Here is a 13685-nt window from a genome sequence, read left to right as displayed (position 1 = left end):
CGGCAGGGGCCCTCCTCGTTCATGCGGCGATCATTCCGCGGGTGGCGGCGCGCACGCGAGACCGGAGTCGATGACGGCCTGGTGGTACTGCTCGGCGGTGAAGGGCAGGCCGAACTCGGGGGCGGTCTGCCCTTCGGCCGCGGGCGCCTTCGAGGCGATCGCCGCGAGCTCCCACGCGAGCGATTGCACGACGCCGGCGCCGGCCGTGGAGTTGTTGAGCACCACGGCGACCGTGAACCCGGACTGCGGGTCGGAGTATGCGGCCGTCGCGTAGCCGGGGGTCCAGCCGTGCTGCCCGATCATCGATCCGACGAGGTAGCCGCCGCCGGTGGCCTGGTACCACGACGGCGCCTCGGCCGAGACGGGGAGCGGCGTGCCGAAGCGCGCCGGCTCCTCTTCGGTGCGCAGCGCCTGGGAGGCCTCGGCCTGCGCGTACCGCCCGAGATCCTCGATCGTCGAGACCGCGCCGGAATCGGTGAATCCCGCGCTCGACGACATCGTGGTGATGTCGACGGGGGCCGCGCAGTTGTAGCCGCCGTCGAGGGGGGTGAGGTAGTGGCCGTCGAGCACCGAGCCGGTCGAGGGCGCCGCCGCCTCCGGACCGGGCAGCGAGGTCGCGCTCAGCCCGAGCGGCTGCGTCACGTACGTCGAGATGAGCTCGGAGGCCGAGAGGCCGGACGCGCGCTCGAGCGCGAGACCCAGCAGCAGGTAGCCGGCGTCGGACTCGCGGTACGCGCCGACGGGCGTGCGGGCGGCGGCGAGGCCGTAGCCGGCCAGCTCGAGCGGCACCCACTTGCGTTCGGGGGTGTTGAGCCACTCGGCCGAGACCCGCGGCTCGGACGAACCGATGCCGGCCGTGCCGTTGCACAGGTCGAGCAGCGTGACGCCCTCGAGGTCTGCGACACCCGAGACGTAGTCGGGAACGGGCGCGTCGAGCTCGACGGTGCCCTCGTCGGCGAGGGCGTAGAGCACGTCGCACGTCATGAGTCGCGTGACGTCGCCGATGCGGAAGGCCATGTCGGTGTCGACGGCGCCGCCCTCGCCGTTCGGCTGCTGGGTGCCGAGGCCGGTGACCCACTGACCGCTCCACGGGGCCCAGACGCCCACGATGGCACCGGTCGAGCCCGACGCGGTGATGGCGTTGTTCACGGCATCCGTCATCTGGGCGACCATGTCGTCGGGGAGCGCCCCGTCGACCTGAGCGGGCGCCTCGTAGGAGAAGGACTCCTCGGCGGCGCATCCGGTGAGCGCGAGACCGAGCACGACGGCTCCGGCCGTGACGGCGCGCCAGCGGCGCGACGAGAGAAGCTGCATGAAGGGGACCCCCGGGGACTGTGTCTCCCGAGTCTAGAACGCCCCGGCTGAAAGTCCGCACCGACGCCGTCGCCGAAGCGCCGTTCTAGGGTGAAGGGGTGCCCCATATCTTCGACGCCACCGTGACCGCCGCCGTTCTCCACCACATGAACGACGACCACACCGACGACAACCTCCTCATCGCCCGCGCGTTCGCGGCTCCGGACGATGCAGAGGTGACGGATGCCGTGATGACCGGGTTCGACGGCGACGGCGGGACCTGGCGCGTCACGCGCGGCGGGACGGATGCCGAGCTTGAGGTGCCGTGGCCGGGAGGTCCCATCACCGAGCGCCCCGAAGTGCGTCGCGAGATCGTCGCCCTCTACGACGCCGCGTGCGCGCGACTCGGCGTGGAGCCGCGCCCGCACGCGTGACCCGTCACGCCGGAGGAGGAGATTGCGGGTTCCGTCATAGGTAAGGCTGCCCTTACACTGGGGCCATGCCCGAGATCCTCTCCTTCTCCGCCGCCCTGCGCGAGCGTTCGTCCGGATCGCACTCCCGCAGCGAGCACGCCGGCTTCATGTCCGACCTCCTCAAGGGAGAGGGCTCGCGCGAGGACTACATCGCCCTCGTCGCGCAGCACTACTTCATCTACGAAGCGCTCGAGGGTGCGGGCGACCGCATGCGTCACGACCCGGTCGCGGCCGTCTTCCTCAGCGACAAGCTCACCCGTCTTCCGGCGCTCGAAGCGGACCTCGAGTTCCTGCTCGGCGCCGACTGGCGCGAGCGCATCGCGCCGCTGCCGACCACGCGCCGCTACGTCGAGCGCATCCGCGAGGTCGGTGCGACCTGGGTCGGCGGATTCATCGCCCACCACTACACGCGCTACCTCGGCGACCTCTCCGGCGGCATCTTCATCGGCCGGGTCATGGCCCGCCGCTTCGGCTTCGAGACCAACGGCATCGGGTTCTACCTGTTCGACGACATCGCCGACCCGTCCACCTTCAAGGACGTGTACCGCGAGCAGCTCGACGCCGCTCCGTGGGACGAGGCAGAGCGCGAGCGCGTGATCGACGAGGTGCTGCTCGCCTACCGCTTCAACACCGAACTGTTCGAAGACCTCGACCGGGCGCGCCTCGCCGCCTAAGCGAGGCGGCTCAGCCCGTCGGCAGCTCGGGGGTCGTGCGGGCCAGCCACGCCTCGCGCATGAATCGGCGAACGTCTTCGTCGACGCGGATGTCGCTCGGCCGCAACGGGCGCGACAGGTACAGCCCGTCGAGCGACGTCAGGCGACTCAACGCGACGTACGTCTGCCCCGGCGCGAAGGCACCGGAGCCCAGATCGATGATCGCCTGGTCGTAGGTCTTGCCCTGCGACTTGTGAATGGTGACCGCCCACGCCAGCCGCAGCGGGAACTGCGTGAACTCGGCGACCACATCCCGGCTCAACTTCTTGGTGTGCGGGTCGTAGGCGTAACGGAACCGCTCCCAGACGGCGGGCTCGACGTCGACCTCTTCGCCGTCGATGTCGACGCGGACCGACCCGCCCAGGATGCGCGTGACCGTGCCGATCGTGCCGTTCACCCACCGCGGCGGCTCGCCCGACATCGAGGTGTCGTTGCGCAGGAACATCACCTGCGCCCCGACCTTGAGCCGCAGCTCGGTCTCGGCCGGCAGCGACGCCTCGCCGCGACCGAACTCGCCGTTGATCTCGGCGTGCGCGATCTGCTCCTTGCCCGCCAAAGCGGCCAGATGCCGGCTGTTGATGCCGTTGACGATGTCATTGCGGGTCGCGAGGGTGATGATCGGCACCTCGCCCGGCTCCGGATCGGGGGGCGTGCGCGCACCCTGTGCATTCAGCACCCCGGCGATCTCGGCGGTCACGCGCCCGTAGCGCACCGCGTTGAGCATCGCCTTGAATCCGTCGTCCGATTGCCGATGGATGTGCACGAGCTCCCGCACGTGCAGCTCGGCACGGGCATCCACCTCGAACAGCGCGCCATCACCCGGGGCCGTCGCGTCCGCGCCCTCCGGCCCGCCCGTCCACGGCCCCGACCACACCTTCGCGTCGAAGAACCAGAACGACCGGTAGTGGTCCTTCACGTAGCGCGCCTCGTCACCGCGGGGCGGCACCGGCGCGAGCTGGTACGGGTCGCCGAACATGACGACCTGCACCCCGCCGAACGGCTCGCCGCGGCGCCCGCGGGCCTGCCGCAGCGCGCGATCCATCGCATCCATGAGGTCGGCGTTCACCATCGAGACCTCGTCGATGACGAGCGTCTCGATCGCGTTCAGGATGCGGCGGGTGGCGTCGTTCTGGTCGATGTCGGCGTCGCCGATCAGACCGATCGGCAACCGGAAGAGCGAATGGATCGTCTGACCCTCGACGTTCAGCGCCGCGACGCCCGTGGGGGCGCAGATCGCGATCTGCTTCTCGGTGTTCCACGCGAAGTGCTGCAGCAGGGTCGACTTGCCGGTGCCCGCGCGTCCGGTGATGAAGACGTGCTCGTCGGTGTGCTCGATCAGGTCGAACAGCTCCTGCTGTTCGGCGGACAGAGCGGGAAGGGACACGGGTCTCACAAAGGGAACGAGGGATGCGGGGCGCCCCACCATGCTACGTGCCCGAGGCCCGCGCGACGGGCGCGCTGCCGCTCGGCGCTCCTCCAGGCGTCGCTCCTAGACTTGCCTCATGAACGGGGTGGACATGAGGGCGCCGCGGCGCTCGAGTCTCGCCGCCGATCTGACGCTGCTCGCCCTCGTCGGCGTGCTGCTCCTCGCCGCGCTCGGCGCCGGGGGCGCGATCGTCTACAAGGACTTCTATGGTCCGTCCGCATTCGTCACGAGGTACCTGGATCTGCTGTCCACCGGTCGGGCCGCCGACGCGCTGCGCGTTCCGGGCGTGGCCGTCGACCGCGAGATCCTCGCCGACGCCGGCATCGCCCCGACGGCATCCGAGGCCCTGCTCCGCCAGGCGGCGCTCGCCCCGCTGACCCGCGTGGAGGTCGAGTCCGAGAAGGAGAACGACGGCATCACCGAGGTCACGGTTTCGTACGAGGCGGCCGGCCACCCCGGACGCACCACCTTCACCGTCGAGCAGGACGGATGGGAGGGCGTGGCCCCGCGCTGGCGTTTCGAACGCAGCCCGCTCGCCGTCGTCGACCTCACGCTGCGCGGCGCCGATCGCTTCGCCGTCAACGGCTTCGAGATGCAGCGCGCCCAGGTCTCGGTCGCCGGCACCGGCGCGGCCGATCTCGACCCGCTGCCCCTGCTCGTGTTCACCCCGGGGGTCTATTCCGTCACCGTCGACACCCCCATCTCGACCGCCGCGGGCACGGGCGTGCTCGCCGACACCCCGCTCGCCACCACTCCTCTCGAGGTGCAGACCGAACCCACCGACGAGTTCGTCGACGTCGTGCAGCAGCAGGTCGAGGAGTTCCTCACCGCCTGCACCACCCAGCAGGTGCTGCAGCCCACCGCCTGCCCCTTCGGCATGAAGGTGCAGAACCGCATCGCCACCCTGCCGACCTGGTCGATCGCGAAGCAGCCCACGGTGACCGTGGTGCCGGACGGCGGCGACTGGGCGATCCCCCCGTCCGACGGCGTGGCCCACGTCGAGGTCGAGATCCGCTCGCTGTTCGACGGGTCGATCCAGAAGGTCTCCGAAGACGTGCCGTTCCGCATCGACGGCAGCGTCGTCATCCTCGCCGACGGCACGGCGTCGATCCGCGTGAGCTCCCCCGACCTCGCGGCCGACTGAGCCGTCAGGACTCAGGAGCGCCCGGCGGCCTCGCGGCGTCGATCGCGATCGGCAAGGGCCGCGAGCTTGGCGTTGTAGTCCTCGAGCTCGGCATCTCCCGTGCGGTCGGCGTGCCGATCGCGGCGCTTCTGCAGCTTCGTGTCGCTGCGGCTCCACTGGATCGCCACGGTGATCGCGAGGATCAGCGTGGGGATCTCGCCGATCGACCACGCCACACCGCCGCCGATGTACTGATCCGCCAGGGGGTCGACGCCCCACGTGCGGCCCATCGAGCCGAACCAGTCGGCGACCATCAGCCCCTCCTGCATCATGATCGCGACGCCGAAGAACGCGTGCATCGCCATGACCGCGATGAGGGTGATGAGGCGCCCGGCGTACGGCAGGCGATACGGCACCGGGTCGGCCCCGATCAGGCTCAGCACGAAGAGGTACCCCGAGATGAGGAAGTGGATGACCATCCACTCGTGCCCGAGGTGCTCGAACATCGACCACCGCACGAGGTCGGTGAAGTAGAACGCCCACAGCGACACGATGAAGATCGCGGCGGCGACGAACGGATGCGTCACCACGCGCGAGAACGGCGAGTGCACGGCCCAGAGGATCCATTCGCGTCCGCCGCGCGTGCCGTCATCGCGCTTGTGGATGGCGCGCAGCGCGAGGGTGACCGGGGCTCCCGAGACGAGCAGCAGCGGGATCGCCATCGACAGCATCATGTGGCCCAGCATGTGCACGCTGAACAGGTACTCCTGGTAGGCGTTGATCGGACCGCACGTCACCCAGATCAGCATCAGCATGCCGAGCGACCAGAAGATCGTGCGGTGGATCGGCCAACGGTCGCCACGACGGTGCAGGCGCAGCGCGCCCGCCAGGTAGAGGAACAAGCCGAAGAGACCCGCGACCAACCACAGGATGTCGATGTCCCAGGCGGTGAACCAGCGATCGAGCGTGAACTCGGGGGGAACGGCCGAGCGGGTCAGCACCTCGGCGGGGGTCTGCGCGAAGGCCGCTTCCTCGCCGGTCGGCGGAGGCGTGCGGGCGAGCGCCGCCGCGGCGCCCGACGCGAGTCCCATCAGGGCGAGTTCGCCCAGCACGAGCATCCAGAACCAGCCGGATGCCCGTTCGCCCTCGAGCCGCGGGATGAGTCGGGCGCGGTACCACGCGCCGAGGAGTCCCATCGCGGTGAGCAGCACGGCTTTGGCGAGCAGGATCGCGCCGTACGGGGTCCACAGCTGGCTCGGGTCACCGAGGGCCACGACCGATCGCGCGATGCCCGAGACCGCGACCACGACGAAGGCGGCGATGGCGAGCGACGAGTAGCGGCGCACCAGCTCGGCGTCGTCGATGCCCGCGCGCCGGCGCAGGATGACGAGCATGAGCAGACCCCCGAGCCAGACCGCGGCGCCGATCGTGTGCAGGAGGATCGAGTTGACCGCCGTCGTGTGCCCGGCGAGGTCGCCGGAGTGGCCCTGGGTCGCGAGCGGCAGGAACGACGCCGCGGCGAGGAGCGCCGTGATGAGGGTGGGGGTCCAGCTGCGCCAGGCGAAGGCCAGCACCGTGATGATCGACCCGAAGATGGTCGTGATCAGCCACGACTGGCCCAGCGCCGTCTCGAGCAGATAGCGGCCGAGCTGCGTGCCGAACTCCCGCTCGATGCTGAGCTGGGGGTTGAACGCGGCCATGAAGGTCAGGAACGCCGTGAAGCCTGCAGACACGGTGAACACGGCCGCGCCGATCGATGCGACGTTCAGGGCGGTGTCGAACGGCTTATCGCCGCTCTTGAGCGCGAACAGCGCCATCACGAGCGAGCCCAGCATGGCGGCCGCCGCGATGTTCATGACGAGCTTCGCGATCGGGGTGGCCCACATCACGAACGGACCCGGATCCTGCAGGAGCAGGGGCTGGGCGCCGCCACCCACGACGAGCGCCGCGACGACGCCGACGATGGCCGCGATTCCGAGGATCGCGAGACCGGCCAGCCGGTACCCCGGAGACGGCGTGCCGGGGCGCGGTCGAGTGGTGGCGCGCGGTCGGGTCGCCGCGCCCGGTCGGTCGGTCACGGCGCGGGAGGTCACCCCTCCAGCCTAAGCCGCGCCCCGCCCCCTCCGGCCCGCCGCCTCCCCCTTCCCTCTCCCCCTCTCCCGCTGTTCCCCTCCCCCTCTCTCCCTCGGTTCCCCTCCCCCTCTCTCCCTCGGTTCCCGTCGCACTTTCTGTCGTCTGGCACGCGATCGAGCGACAGAAAATGCGACGGGAGCAGAGGAGGGGGGCCGCAGACCCCATCGGCGCGAGGGATGCGCATGCCTGAGGCAACGCAGAAGGCCGCCGTCCCGGGAGGGGCGGCGGCCTTCGAGGCGGAGCGTCTTACTTGACGGCTGCCTTCAGCTTGGAGCCGGCGGTCACCTTGACGCGCTTGCCGGCCGGGATCTTGATCTCGGCGCCGGTCTGCGGGTTGCGGCCGGTGCGGGCGGCCGTGTCGACCTGCTCGAACGAGATCCAGCCCGGGATCGAGACCTTGCTGCCCTTGGCAACAGCGTCGGAGACCGACGAGAAGAGCGCGTCGAGGACACCCGAGACGGTGGCCTGGCTCTGGCCCGTGGCGCTTGCGATGCTCGCGACGAGCTCGGTCTTCGTGATGGACTTGTCAGCCATGTCATCCTCCAGCGACGAGGATTCCGTCGCATCGTTGTGTGGATCGGGGCGGGTGCCCCTGGTCGAGTGACCGCCTCGAATGTACCAACGACCACCCCCATTTCCGCGTCATTTCGCGGGTTTTGGCCATTTACAGGGCGTGTCGGGCCACTTTTTTCACTCCAGTCACACGTTCTGACCCTCCGACCGCCCGAAATGAGGGAGGCGCGACCACCCCGGAGACGCGGAAAGGGGCGAGGATCCGAAGATCCTCGCCCCTTTCAGACGCGCTGTCTTACCAGCTCGACTTGGTGACGCCGGGCAGCTCGCCACGGTGCGCCATGTCACGGAAGCGGACACGCGAGATGCCGAACTTCGTGAGCACGCCGCGGGGGCGGCCGTCGATGACGTCGCGCGAACGCACGCGCGCCGGCGACGCGTTGCGCGGCAGCTTCTGCAGGCCGACGCGGGCGGCCTCGCGGGCCTCGTCGGTCGCGTTCGGGTCGACCAGGGTCTTCTTCAGCTCGGCGCGACGCTCGGCGTAACGCTCGACGACGACCTTGCGCTGCTCGTTGCGAGCGATCTTGCTCTTCTTCGCCATGATTAACGCTCCTCGCGGAATTCGACGTGCTTGCGAACCACCGGGTCGTACTTCTTGAGCACGAGACGGTCGGGGGTGTTACGACGGTTCTTCTTGGTCACGTAGGTGTACCCCGTGCCTGCCGTCGAACGCAGCTTGATGATCGGACGGACGTCCTGAGCCTTCTTGGCCATTAGAGCTTCACACCCTTCGCCTGGAGGTCCTTGACGACGTTCTCGATGCCGCGGGCGTCGATCACCTTGATGCCCTTGGCGGACACGTTGAGCGTGATCTTACGACCCAGCGACGGGACGAAATAGGTCTTCTTCTGCACGTTCGGGTCGAAGCGGCGCTTCGTCCGGCGGTGCGAGTGCGAGACGTTGTGACCGAAGCCGGGAACAGCTCCGGTCACCTGGCACACTGCTGCCATGATGGTGACTCCTTCATTACCGTGAGGCCGGACGGCCCCACCCAAGATCCCTTGTCTGCACGCCGCCTGACCCCGCAGGACCGGACGGCACGCGAACTGCGCACAGGAGTGTGCACAGACAATCGCCTAGTCTAGCACGACCTCGCGCGCGCCTCGTCCCCAGCGGAACGGCGACACCGTCGGGTCGCCCGGTACCCAGAAGCGCCAGGGGAAGGCATCCGTCCCCGCCACGCCCGCGACGCCGACGCGCGGGCCCGTCGCGACGTCGTCGAGCGGCTCTCCCAGCCACAGCTCGGCGCGCACCCCGTGATGCGCGGCGCCCGACACCGCGTCGATGCCGTCGTGCAGCGGATGCCTCAGCCCCACCGCCTGCCCGAGACGACCGGGTCCGCGGGCCAGGTCCCGCACGACCCGGGGTGTGAGCGCGGAGTCGACGCCGCGGCGGCGGGCGACGGCATCCACCCCTGCGACCACCTCACCCGCGCGCAGCAGCACTCCCCCGGCGATGCCATCGGGTCCGCAGACCACGTTGACGCACGAGTGGATGCCGTGGCTGAGGTACACGTACAGGTGCCCGGGTTCGCCCCACATCGTCGCATTGCGGGCCGTGCGCCCCATGCGCGCGTGCGAGCCCGGGTCGGCGAGCGGCCCCGTGCCCTGCCCGTGGTACGCCTCGACCTCGGTGATGCGCAGCCGCACCTCGGACGACGGATCGTCGGCCCGCACCGTGCGCAGCTCGCCGCCCAGCAGTCGCGGCGCAACCTCCACCGGCAGTCCGGCGAGTTCGTCCCGCGTCGCGCGGTGCAGGGTGCTCATGTCAGAAGCGGGGCGCGGTCTGGCACCACGAGGGGTCGAAACCGGTCAGCGCGACCATCTCGTCGCCGGAGCGCAGGTCGTACAGGTGCGTCTCCATCTTCGTCGGCAGCGGCAGCAGCATCTCGTCGTACGGGTTCTCGGTCATGTCCGGCGCGATGACGACGGCGGCGTACTGCCCGCTCGGCGAGGCGCACGCCTGCAGGATCGAATCGGTCTCGGGCACCTCGACGAGCGGCGTGGCGACGCCCTCGTCGTCGACCCGGATGATGGCCTGCCCCGTGGGGATGCCGATCTCGTCGCGGGCCACGATGTGCCGCAGCGTGCCACCGGGGTACGGCGTGATCGTCGTCGCGACGCCGTAGTCGGGGGTCGATGCGGCGAGCGGCTGCTCCGACCCGTCGGCGAGGTTCAGCTCGACCACGGAGCCGTCCAGACGCTCGACGATCGCGGTGTACGTGCCGCGGCTGATGCCCTGGATGTTGGCGGCGAGGCCGAGCGACTGCACGCCCGCGTCCGCGGAGCGGTCGACGAGCGAGAGCGCGCCGTCGAAGTCGATGAAGAGCAGCGCAGCGCTGTCGGGCACGAACTGCCAGGAGAACACGCTGACCTCGGCGTCGCCCACCTCGATCACCTGCGGTGCGGAGTCCTTGTCGTTCAGCGACTGCGTCACCAGAACGCTCGCGCGGCCCTCGGTGTCGCTGAGCTCGCGATCGGAGTAGCTGTAGCCGACGAGTCCGCCGCGCTCCGACACCTGCACCGAACTGACGAACCCCTCGCCCGGCAGAGGCAGTTCGCGCTGGTTCGAGCCGTCGTGGTCCATGACGAGGAGGTGCGAGCCGTCGTCCTCCTCGGTCGTCACGATCAGCTGCGACGAGGTGGCGCGGAAGTCGTTGATCTTGTCGGCGGCGAACACCGGAACCGCCTTCTCACCGGTGAGATCGGTGGCGAAGATCTTGTCGTCTTTTTCGCTGCGGTTGAGCAGGAACATGGTGGATGCCGGCGTGGTGAAGCTCGTCGTCAGGGTGCTCGACGGACCGCCGCCCGCCCCGACCGCGTCGGCGACGGTGACCGTGTACGTGGTCTCGTCGTCGAGGGGGACGGTGAAGCGGATGCCGATGCCGCGCCCCGCCGCGTCGACCGTGAACGGCACGGCCGGCTCGACGGTGACCTGCGCGGGGTCGACGGCGGCGAGCGCCTGGTTGGCCGTGAGGATCACCCGGCTGCCCGACGAGTCGATCGCGTGCGAGGGGTCGACCTGCACCTCGGAGATGCGCGGACCCTGCGTGAGGCTCACGACGCCGAACCCCGCGCCGACCAGCACCAGGATCCCGAGCACCGCCGCGAGGGCGAGGCCGAACCGGCGCGACGGCGAGGCGGGGCGGGGGGAGGCGGATGCAGCGGCGGGGGATGCAGCGGCGGTGGATGCTCGGGCGGGAAGAGCGCCGGACGCGGATGCCGTCGCGTCGGTGGAGGCGGGAGACGTGCGCTTCGGCGCCCGCGGCGTCTTCGCCGGCCGCGGGGGCTTCGGCTCACGCGGAGGTTTCGGTGCACGCGCGGGACGGGCGGCTCGCTCTTTCTCGGGGCGCTCCGGGCGCTCGGCCCTCTGCCACTTCGAGCGCGACCGCTCGTCTGCGGGGTCGGCGCCCTCCAGTGCTTCGAACGACGAGCGGCGGGCGGGCCGGGCGGAGGAGTGGTCCGCGGGGGCGGCACGGTCGGCGGGCGGCGTCGGGAGAACGGGCTCCGACGAGTGCGAGGTCTCGCGAGAAGACGTGGGCTCAGGTGCCGGCCCCGCCTCCGCCTCGCGCGCCGCCTCGGCCTCGCGCGCCGCGCGGAGTTCTGCGCGGGTGCGCGGGGGGACGGCGGGCCGCTCTGCGCGCTCGTCGTCAGTACTCATACGGGTCCCCCGGCTCGTCGATCTTGACGACGTCGGTCGGTTCGATGGTCAGCGAGCCGTCGGCATCCGCCCGCACCGTGCCGGTGACCTCGATCCACTGCCCGGTGTCGTAGGCGCTCGCGTCGACGTCGACGGGCAGGGTGGCGGGCTGCGCGTCGATCACGCAGTGCGTGATGACCATGCGCGTGAGGTTGACCTCGCCGTTCTTCACGGCATCCGGCGTGACGAAGCCCTGCAGGGTGACCGATGCGCCGTCGTACGCGGCGGTGTTCGTCGCCGTCGCGAAGACGCTGGCCCAGTCCCCCACCCCGAAGGTCGACGTGTCGGCGACCCCGAGCGTGACGTCGTCGCTGCCGGCGAAGAGCGTCGCCTGCTCGCCCACCCGCGACATCGCGAGCTCGACCGAGAGCGACGCCGGGGGCAGCACGAGCGCGGCGACGACGACGCCCGAAGCGAGCACTCCCCCGGTGACGGCGCCGGCCGCGGCGAGCGAGCGCCGCGGGGAGGGTGGGGCATCCGCCTCGTGCGCCGTGCCGTGGTCGTGACCGTGATCGTCTTCCTCGCCGAGCGGCAGGGTGCACGACCAGATCGCCCCCACCAGCGTGACGACGGCGGCCGCGCACGCGAACCACACCGATTCGGGGCTGATGTAGAGCGTGAGCCGCCCGGTCAGGCCGAGCCCGAGGGTCACGATGGAGACGAACGTGGCGAGGCCGATGCCGAGCCACCGGGTGGCGATCGCGCGTCGGCGTGCGCGCGACGCGTCGCGGTGGTCGGATGCCGCGTCCTCGGTGGCCTCGACGTGCGCGGTGGATGCGTGATCAGACAAGGACGTTCACCCCGATCCCGATGGCGAAGGCGGCAGCGATGACCACGCCCACCACGCCGAGCAGCGTGCGCGTGGTGAAGGTGGTGCGCATGAGCGCGAGCATCTTCACGTCGACCAGGGGGCCGACGAGCAGGAAGGCGACGATGGCGCCCGACGAGAACGTCGAGGCGAAGGACAGGGCGAAGAACGCGTCGACGTTCGAGCAGATCGCGACGACCATCGCGAGCGCCATCATGGCGACGATCGAAAGCACAGGGTTCGCCCCGATGGCCAGCAGCAGATCGCGCGGGATGAGCACCTGCACCGCGCCGGCGAGGGCGGAACCGATGACGAGCGCCGGCATGACGGCGCGCAGCTCGATGAGGAACTGCGTGAGGCTGCGCTTCACCGGGGTGCCGTGCTCGTGGGTGACCCGGTCGCAGGTCTCGACGAAACGCTGCGTCAGCATGGCGTCGGGCGAGGGGTGGCGGCTGTAGATCCAGCCGATGAGGTTCGCGATCAGGTACCCGCCGACGAGGCGCGCGACGAGGATGCCGCCGTCCCACCCGAACGCGGCGTGAGTCGTGAGGATCACGATGGGATTCACGATCGGCGCGGCGATGAGGAAGGTCATGGCCTCGGCCGGCGCGAGGCCGCGCATCATGAGTCCGCGGGCGAACGGGACGTTGCCGCACTCGCACACCGGGATCAGCATGCCGAGCAGCGACAGCACGGCGCGGCGCGCCCAGGCGCGCTTCGGGAGCCACCGGTGGATGACGTCGGACGGCAGCCACACCTGAACGACGATCGACAGCAGCACACCGAGGATCACGAACGGCAGCGCCTCGATGAGCACGCTGAGCGCGAGGGTCAGGCCGTCCTGCGCACGTGTCGGCAGCGACGCCGGGAAGAGCGCGGGCAGGAACGCGTCGACGAGGAAGAGCGCGACCACGATGGCCGCGCCGATACCGACACCGACCCATGTCGAGCGGGGGGACCGCGTCGGACGATGCGTGTGCCGCGGGGGCGTGAGGAGAGTCACGCCCCGGCAGCCCTCTCGGCGTCGCGCTTGTTGGTGCACGGCGCGCACAACCCGAAGATGTCGACGACGTGTGCGGCATCGGTGAAGCCGTGCAGGGCGGCGGTGCGGTGCGCCCACTGCTCGACGTCGGTCGCTTCGATCTCGACCGTGAGTCCGCAGTTGCGGCAGATCAGGTGGTGATGGTGGCCCTGCGTGGTGCAGGCGCGGTAGAGCGCCTCGCCGTCTGGGCTCTGCAGCGAATCGGCGTCGCCGGAGGCGGCGAGTCCGGCCAGCGCGCGGTACACGGTCGCGAGCCCGATGCCCGTGTTGTCGTCGCGCAGCGTGGCGTGCAGGTTCTGGGCGCTCACGAATCCGCGCGCGTCGGCGAGCGCTTCGCGCACGCGTTCGCGCTGCCAGGTGTTCCGCTGAGCCATACCGACGATCTTAGGCGGCGGGGATCAG

Annotated in this window: 15 protein-coding genes; 3 read left to right on the top strand and 12 right to left on the bottom strand. The window is 70.4% G+C overall.

Annotation, left to right across the window (positions count from 1 at the left end):
- Positions 1–30 precede the first annotated feature (30 nt).
- Positions 31–1314: a serine hydrolase domain-containing protein gene (locus AC3A3J_RS05085; RefSeq protein WP_487671233.1), complete on the bottom strand. Its 1284-nt coding sequence runs from the start codon at positions 1312–1314 to the stop codon at positions 31–33.
- 98 nt (positions 1315–1412) lie between these two features.
- Here AC3A3J_RS05085 and AC3A3J_RS05080 point away from each other — a divergent pair, with 98 nt between their 5' ends.
- Together AC3A3J_RS05080 and AC3A3J_RS05075 are read left to right on the top strand one after the other, a co-directional pair.
- Positions 1413–1727, top strand: coding sequence for a DUF2470 domain-containing protein (locus AC3A3J_RS05080; protein WP_487671232.1), 315 nt, complete (start codon positions 1413–1415; stop codon positions 1725–1727).
- A gap of 65 nt (positions 1728–1792) precedes the next feature.
- Complete coding sequence (locus AC3A3J_RS05075) at positions 1793–2440, top strand: biliverdin-producing heme oxygenase (protein WP_487671231.1); 648 nt, start codon at positions 1793–1795, stop codon at positions 2438–2440.
- Between the two features lie 10 nt (positions 2441–2450).
- Here AC3A3J_RS05075 and AC3A3J_RS05070 read toward each other — a convergent pair whose 3' ends face one another.
- The gene (locus AC3A3J_RS05070) at positions 2451–3863 is read right to left on the bottom strand and encodes an ATP-dependent DNA helicase (RefSeq protein ID WP_487671230.1); all 1413 of its coding nucleotides are present in this window, start codon (positions 3861–3863) and stop codon (positions 2451–2453) included.
- Positions 3864–3981: 118 nt separating this feature from the next.
- Here AC3A3J_RS05070 and AC3A3J_RS05065 point away from each other — a divergent pair, with 118 nt between their 5' ends.
- On the top strand, positions 3982–5049 hold the full coding sequence (locus tag AC3A3J_RS05065; protein ID WP_487671229.1) for a hypothetical protein: 1068 nt from the start codon (positions 3982–3984) through the stop codon (positions 5047–5049).
- An 11-nt stretch (positions 5050–5060) separates the two neighbouring features.
- Here the strand turns inward: AC3A3J_RS05065 and AC3A3J_RS05060 are convergent, their stop codons facing one another.
- The 10 genes from AC3A3J_RS05060 to AC3A3J_RS05015 all read right to left on the bottom strand — a co-directional run bounded on the left by AC3A3J_RS05060 (position 5061) and on the right by AC3A3J_RS05015 (position 13657).
- Entirely contained in the window at positions 5061–7025 is a 1965-nt protein-coding gene (locus AC3A3J_RS05060) for a bifunctional copper resistance protein CopD/cytochrome c oxidase assembly protein (RefSeq protein WP_487671291.1), read from the bottom strand.
- 382 nt (positions 7026–7407) lie between these two features.
- Positions 7408–7695 (bottom strand): HU family DNA-binding protein, encoded by a 288-nt coding sequence (locus AC3A3J_RS05055; protein WP_120230127.1) that lies wholly within the window; start codon positions 7693–7695, stop codon positions 7408–7410.
- Positions 7696–7969: 274 nt separating this feature from the next.
- Complete coding sequence (gene rpsN, locus AC3A3J_RS05050) at positions 7970–8275, bottom strand: 30S ribosomal protein S14 (protein ID WP_314096482.1); 306 nt, start codon at positions 8273–8275, stop codon at positions 7970–7972.
- 2 nt (positions 8276–8277) lie between these two features.
- On the bottom strand, positions 8278–8448 hold the full coding sequence (rpmG, locus tag AC3A3J_RS05045) for a 50S ribosomal protein L33 (RefSeq protein ID WP_046014935.1): 171 nt from the start codon (positions 8446–8448) through the stop codon (positions 8278–8280).
- A complete protein-coding gene (gene rpmB, locus AC3A3J_RS05040; RefSeq protein WP_025102729.1) occupies positions 8448–8684 on the bottom strand; it encodes a 50S ribosomal protein L28 in 237 nt (78 codons plus the stop codon). The genes rpmG and rpmB overlap by 1 nt, the downstream gene beginning before the upstream one ends.
- Before the next feature lie 126 nt (positions 8685–8810).
- Entirely contained in the window at positions 8811–9500 is a 690-nt protein-coding gene (locus AC3A3J_RS05035; protein WP_487671228.1) for a DNA-3-methyladenine glycosylase, read from the bottom strand.
- Position 9501: 1 nt separating this feature from the next.
- Positions 9502–11394, bottom strand: a complete 1893-nt coding sequence (locus AC3A3J_RS05030) for a hypothetical protein (RefSeq protein ID WP_487671227.1) — start codon at positions 11392–11394, stop codon at positions 9502–9504.
- Complete coding sequence (locus tag AC3A3J_RS05025; RefSeq protein ID WP_487671226.1) at positions 11384–12223, bottom strand: TIGR03943 family putative permease subunit; 840 nt, start codon at positions 12221–12223, stop codon at positions 11384–11386. The genes AC3A3J_RS05030 and AC3A3J_RS05025 overlap by 11 nt, the downstream gene beginning before the upstream one ends.
- A complete protein-coding gene (locus tag AC3A3J_RS05020; RefSeq protein ID WP_487671225.1) occupies positions 12216–13244 on the bottom strand; it encodes a permease in 1029 nt (342 codons plus the stop codon). The genes AC3A3J_RS05025 and AC3A3J_RS05020 overlap by 8 nt, the downstream gene beginning before the upstream one ends.
- The gene (locus tag AC3A3J_RS05015; RefSeq protein ID WP_487671224.1) at positions 13241–13657 is read right to left on the bottom strand and encodes a Fur family transcriptional regulator; all 417 of its coding nucleotides are present in this window, start codon (positions 13655–13657) and stop codon (positions 13241–13243) included. Before AC3A3J_RS05015 ends, AC3A3J_RS05020 begins: the two co-directional genes overlap by 4 nt.
- Between the last annotated feature and the right edge of the window lie 28 nt (positions 13658–13685).

Source organism: Microbacterium sp. Soil_N32, assembly GCF_057655505.1.
This window is presented reverse-complemented; position numbering and strand designations above follow the sequence as displayed.

Bases quoted from the DNA above. Each gene is read 5' to 3' on its own strand.
- AC3A3J_RS05055 (WP_120230127.1), bottom strand. From the start codon at position 7,695: ATGGCTGACAAGTCCATCACGAAGACCGAGCTCGTCGCGAGCATCGCA.
- AC3A3J_RS05085 (WP_487671233.1), bottom strand. From the start codon at position 1,314: ATGCAGCTTCTCTCGTCGCGCCGCTGGCGCGCCGTCACGGCCGGAGCC.
- AC3A3J_RS05075 (WP_487671231.1), top strand. From the start codon at position 1,793: ATGCCCGAGATCCTCTCCTTCTCCGCCGCCCTGCGCGAGCGTTCGTCC.
- AC3A3J_RS05035 (WP_487671228.1), bottom strand. From the start codon at position 9,500: ATGAGCACCCTGCACCGCGCGACGCGGGACGAACTCGCCGGACTGCCG.
- AC3A3J_RS05015 (WP_487671224.1), bottom strand. From the start codon at position 13,657: ATGGCTCAGCGGAACACCTGGCAGCGCGAACGCGTGCGCGAAGCGCTC.
- AC3A3J_RS05065 (WP_487671229.1), top strand. From the start codon at position 3,982: ATGAACGGGGTGGACATGAGGGCGCCGCGGCGCTCGAGTCTCGCCGCC.
- AC3A3J_RS05030 (WP_487671227.1), bottom strand. From the start codon at position 11,394: ATGAGTACTGACGACGAGCGCGCAGAGCGGCCCGCCGTCCCCCCGCGC.
- rpmB (WP_025102729.1), bottom strand. From the start codon at position 8,684: ATGGCAGCAGTGTGCCAGGTGACCGGAGCTGTTCCCGGCTTCGGTCAC.
- rpmG (WP_046014935.1), bottom strand. From the start codon at position 8,448: ATGGCCAAGAAGGCTCAGGACGTCCGTCCGATCATCAAGCTGCGTTCG.
- rpsN (WP_314096482.1), bottom strand. From the start codon at position 8,275: ATGGCGAAGAAGAGCAAGATCGCTCGCAACGAGCAGCGCAAGGTCGTC.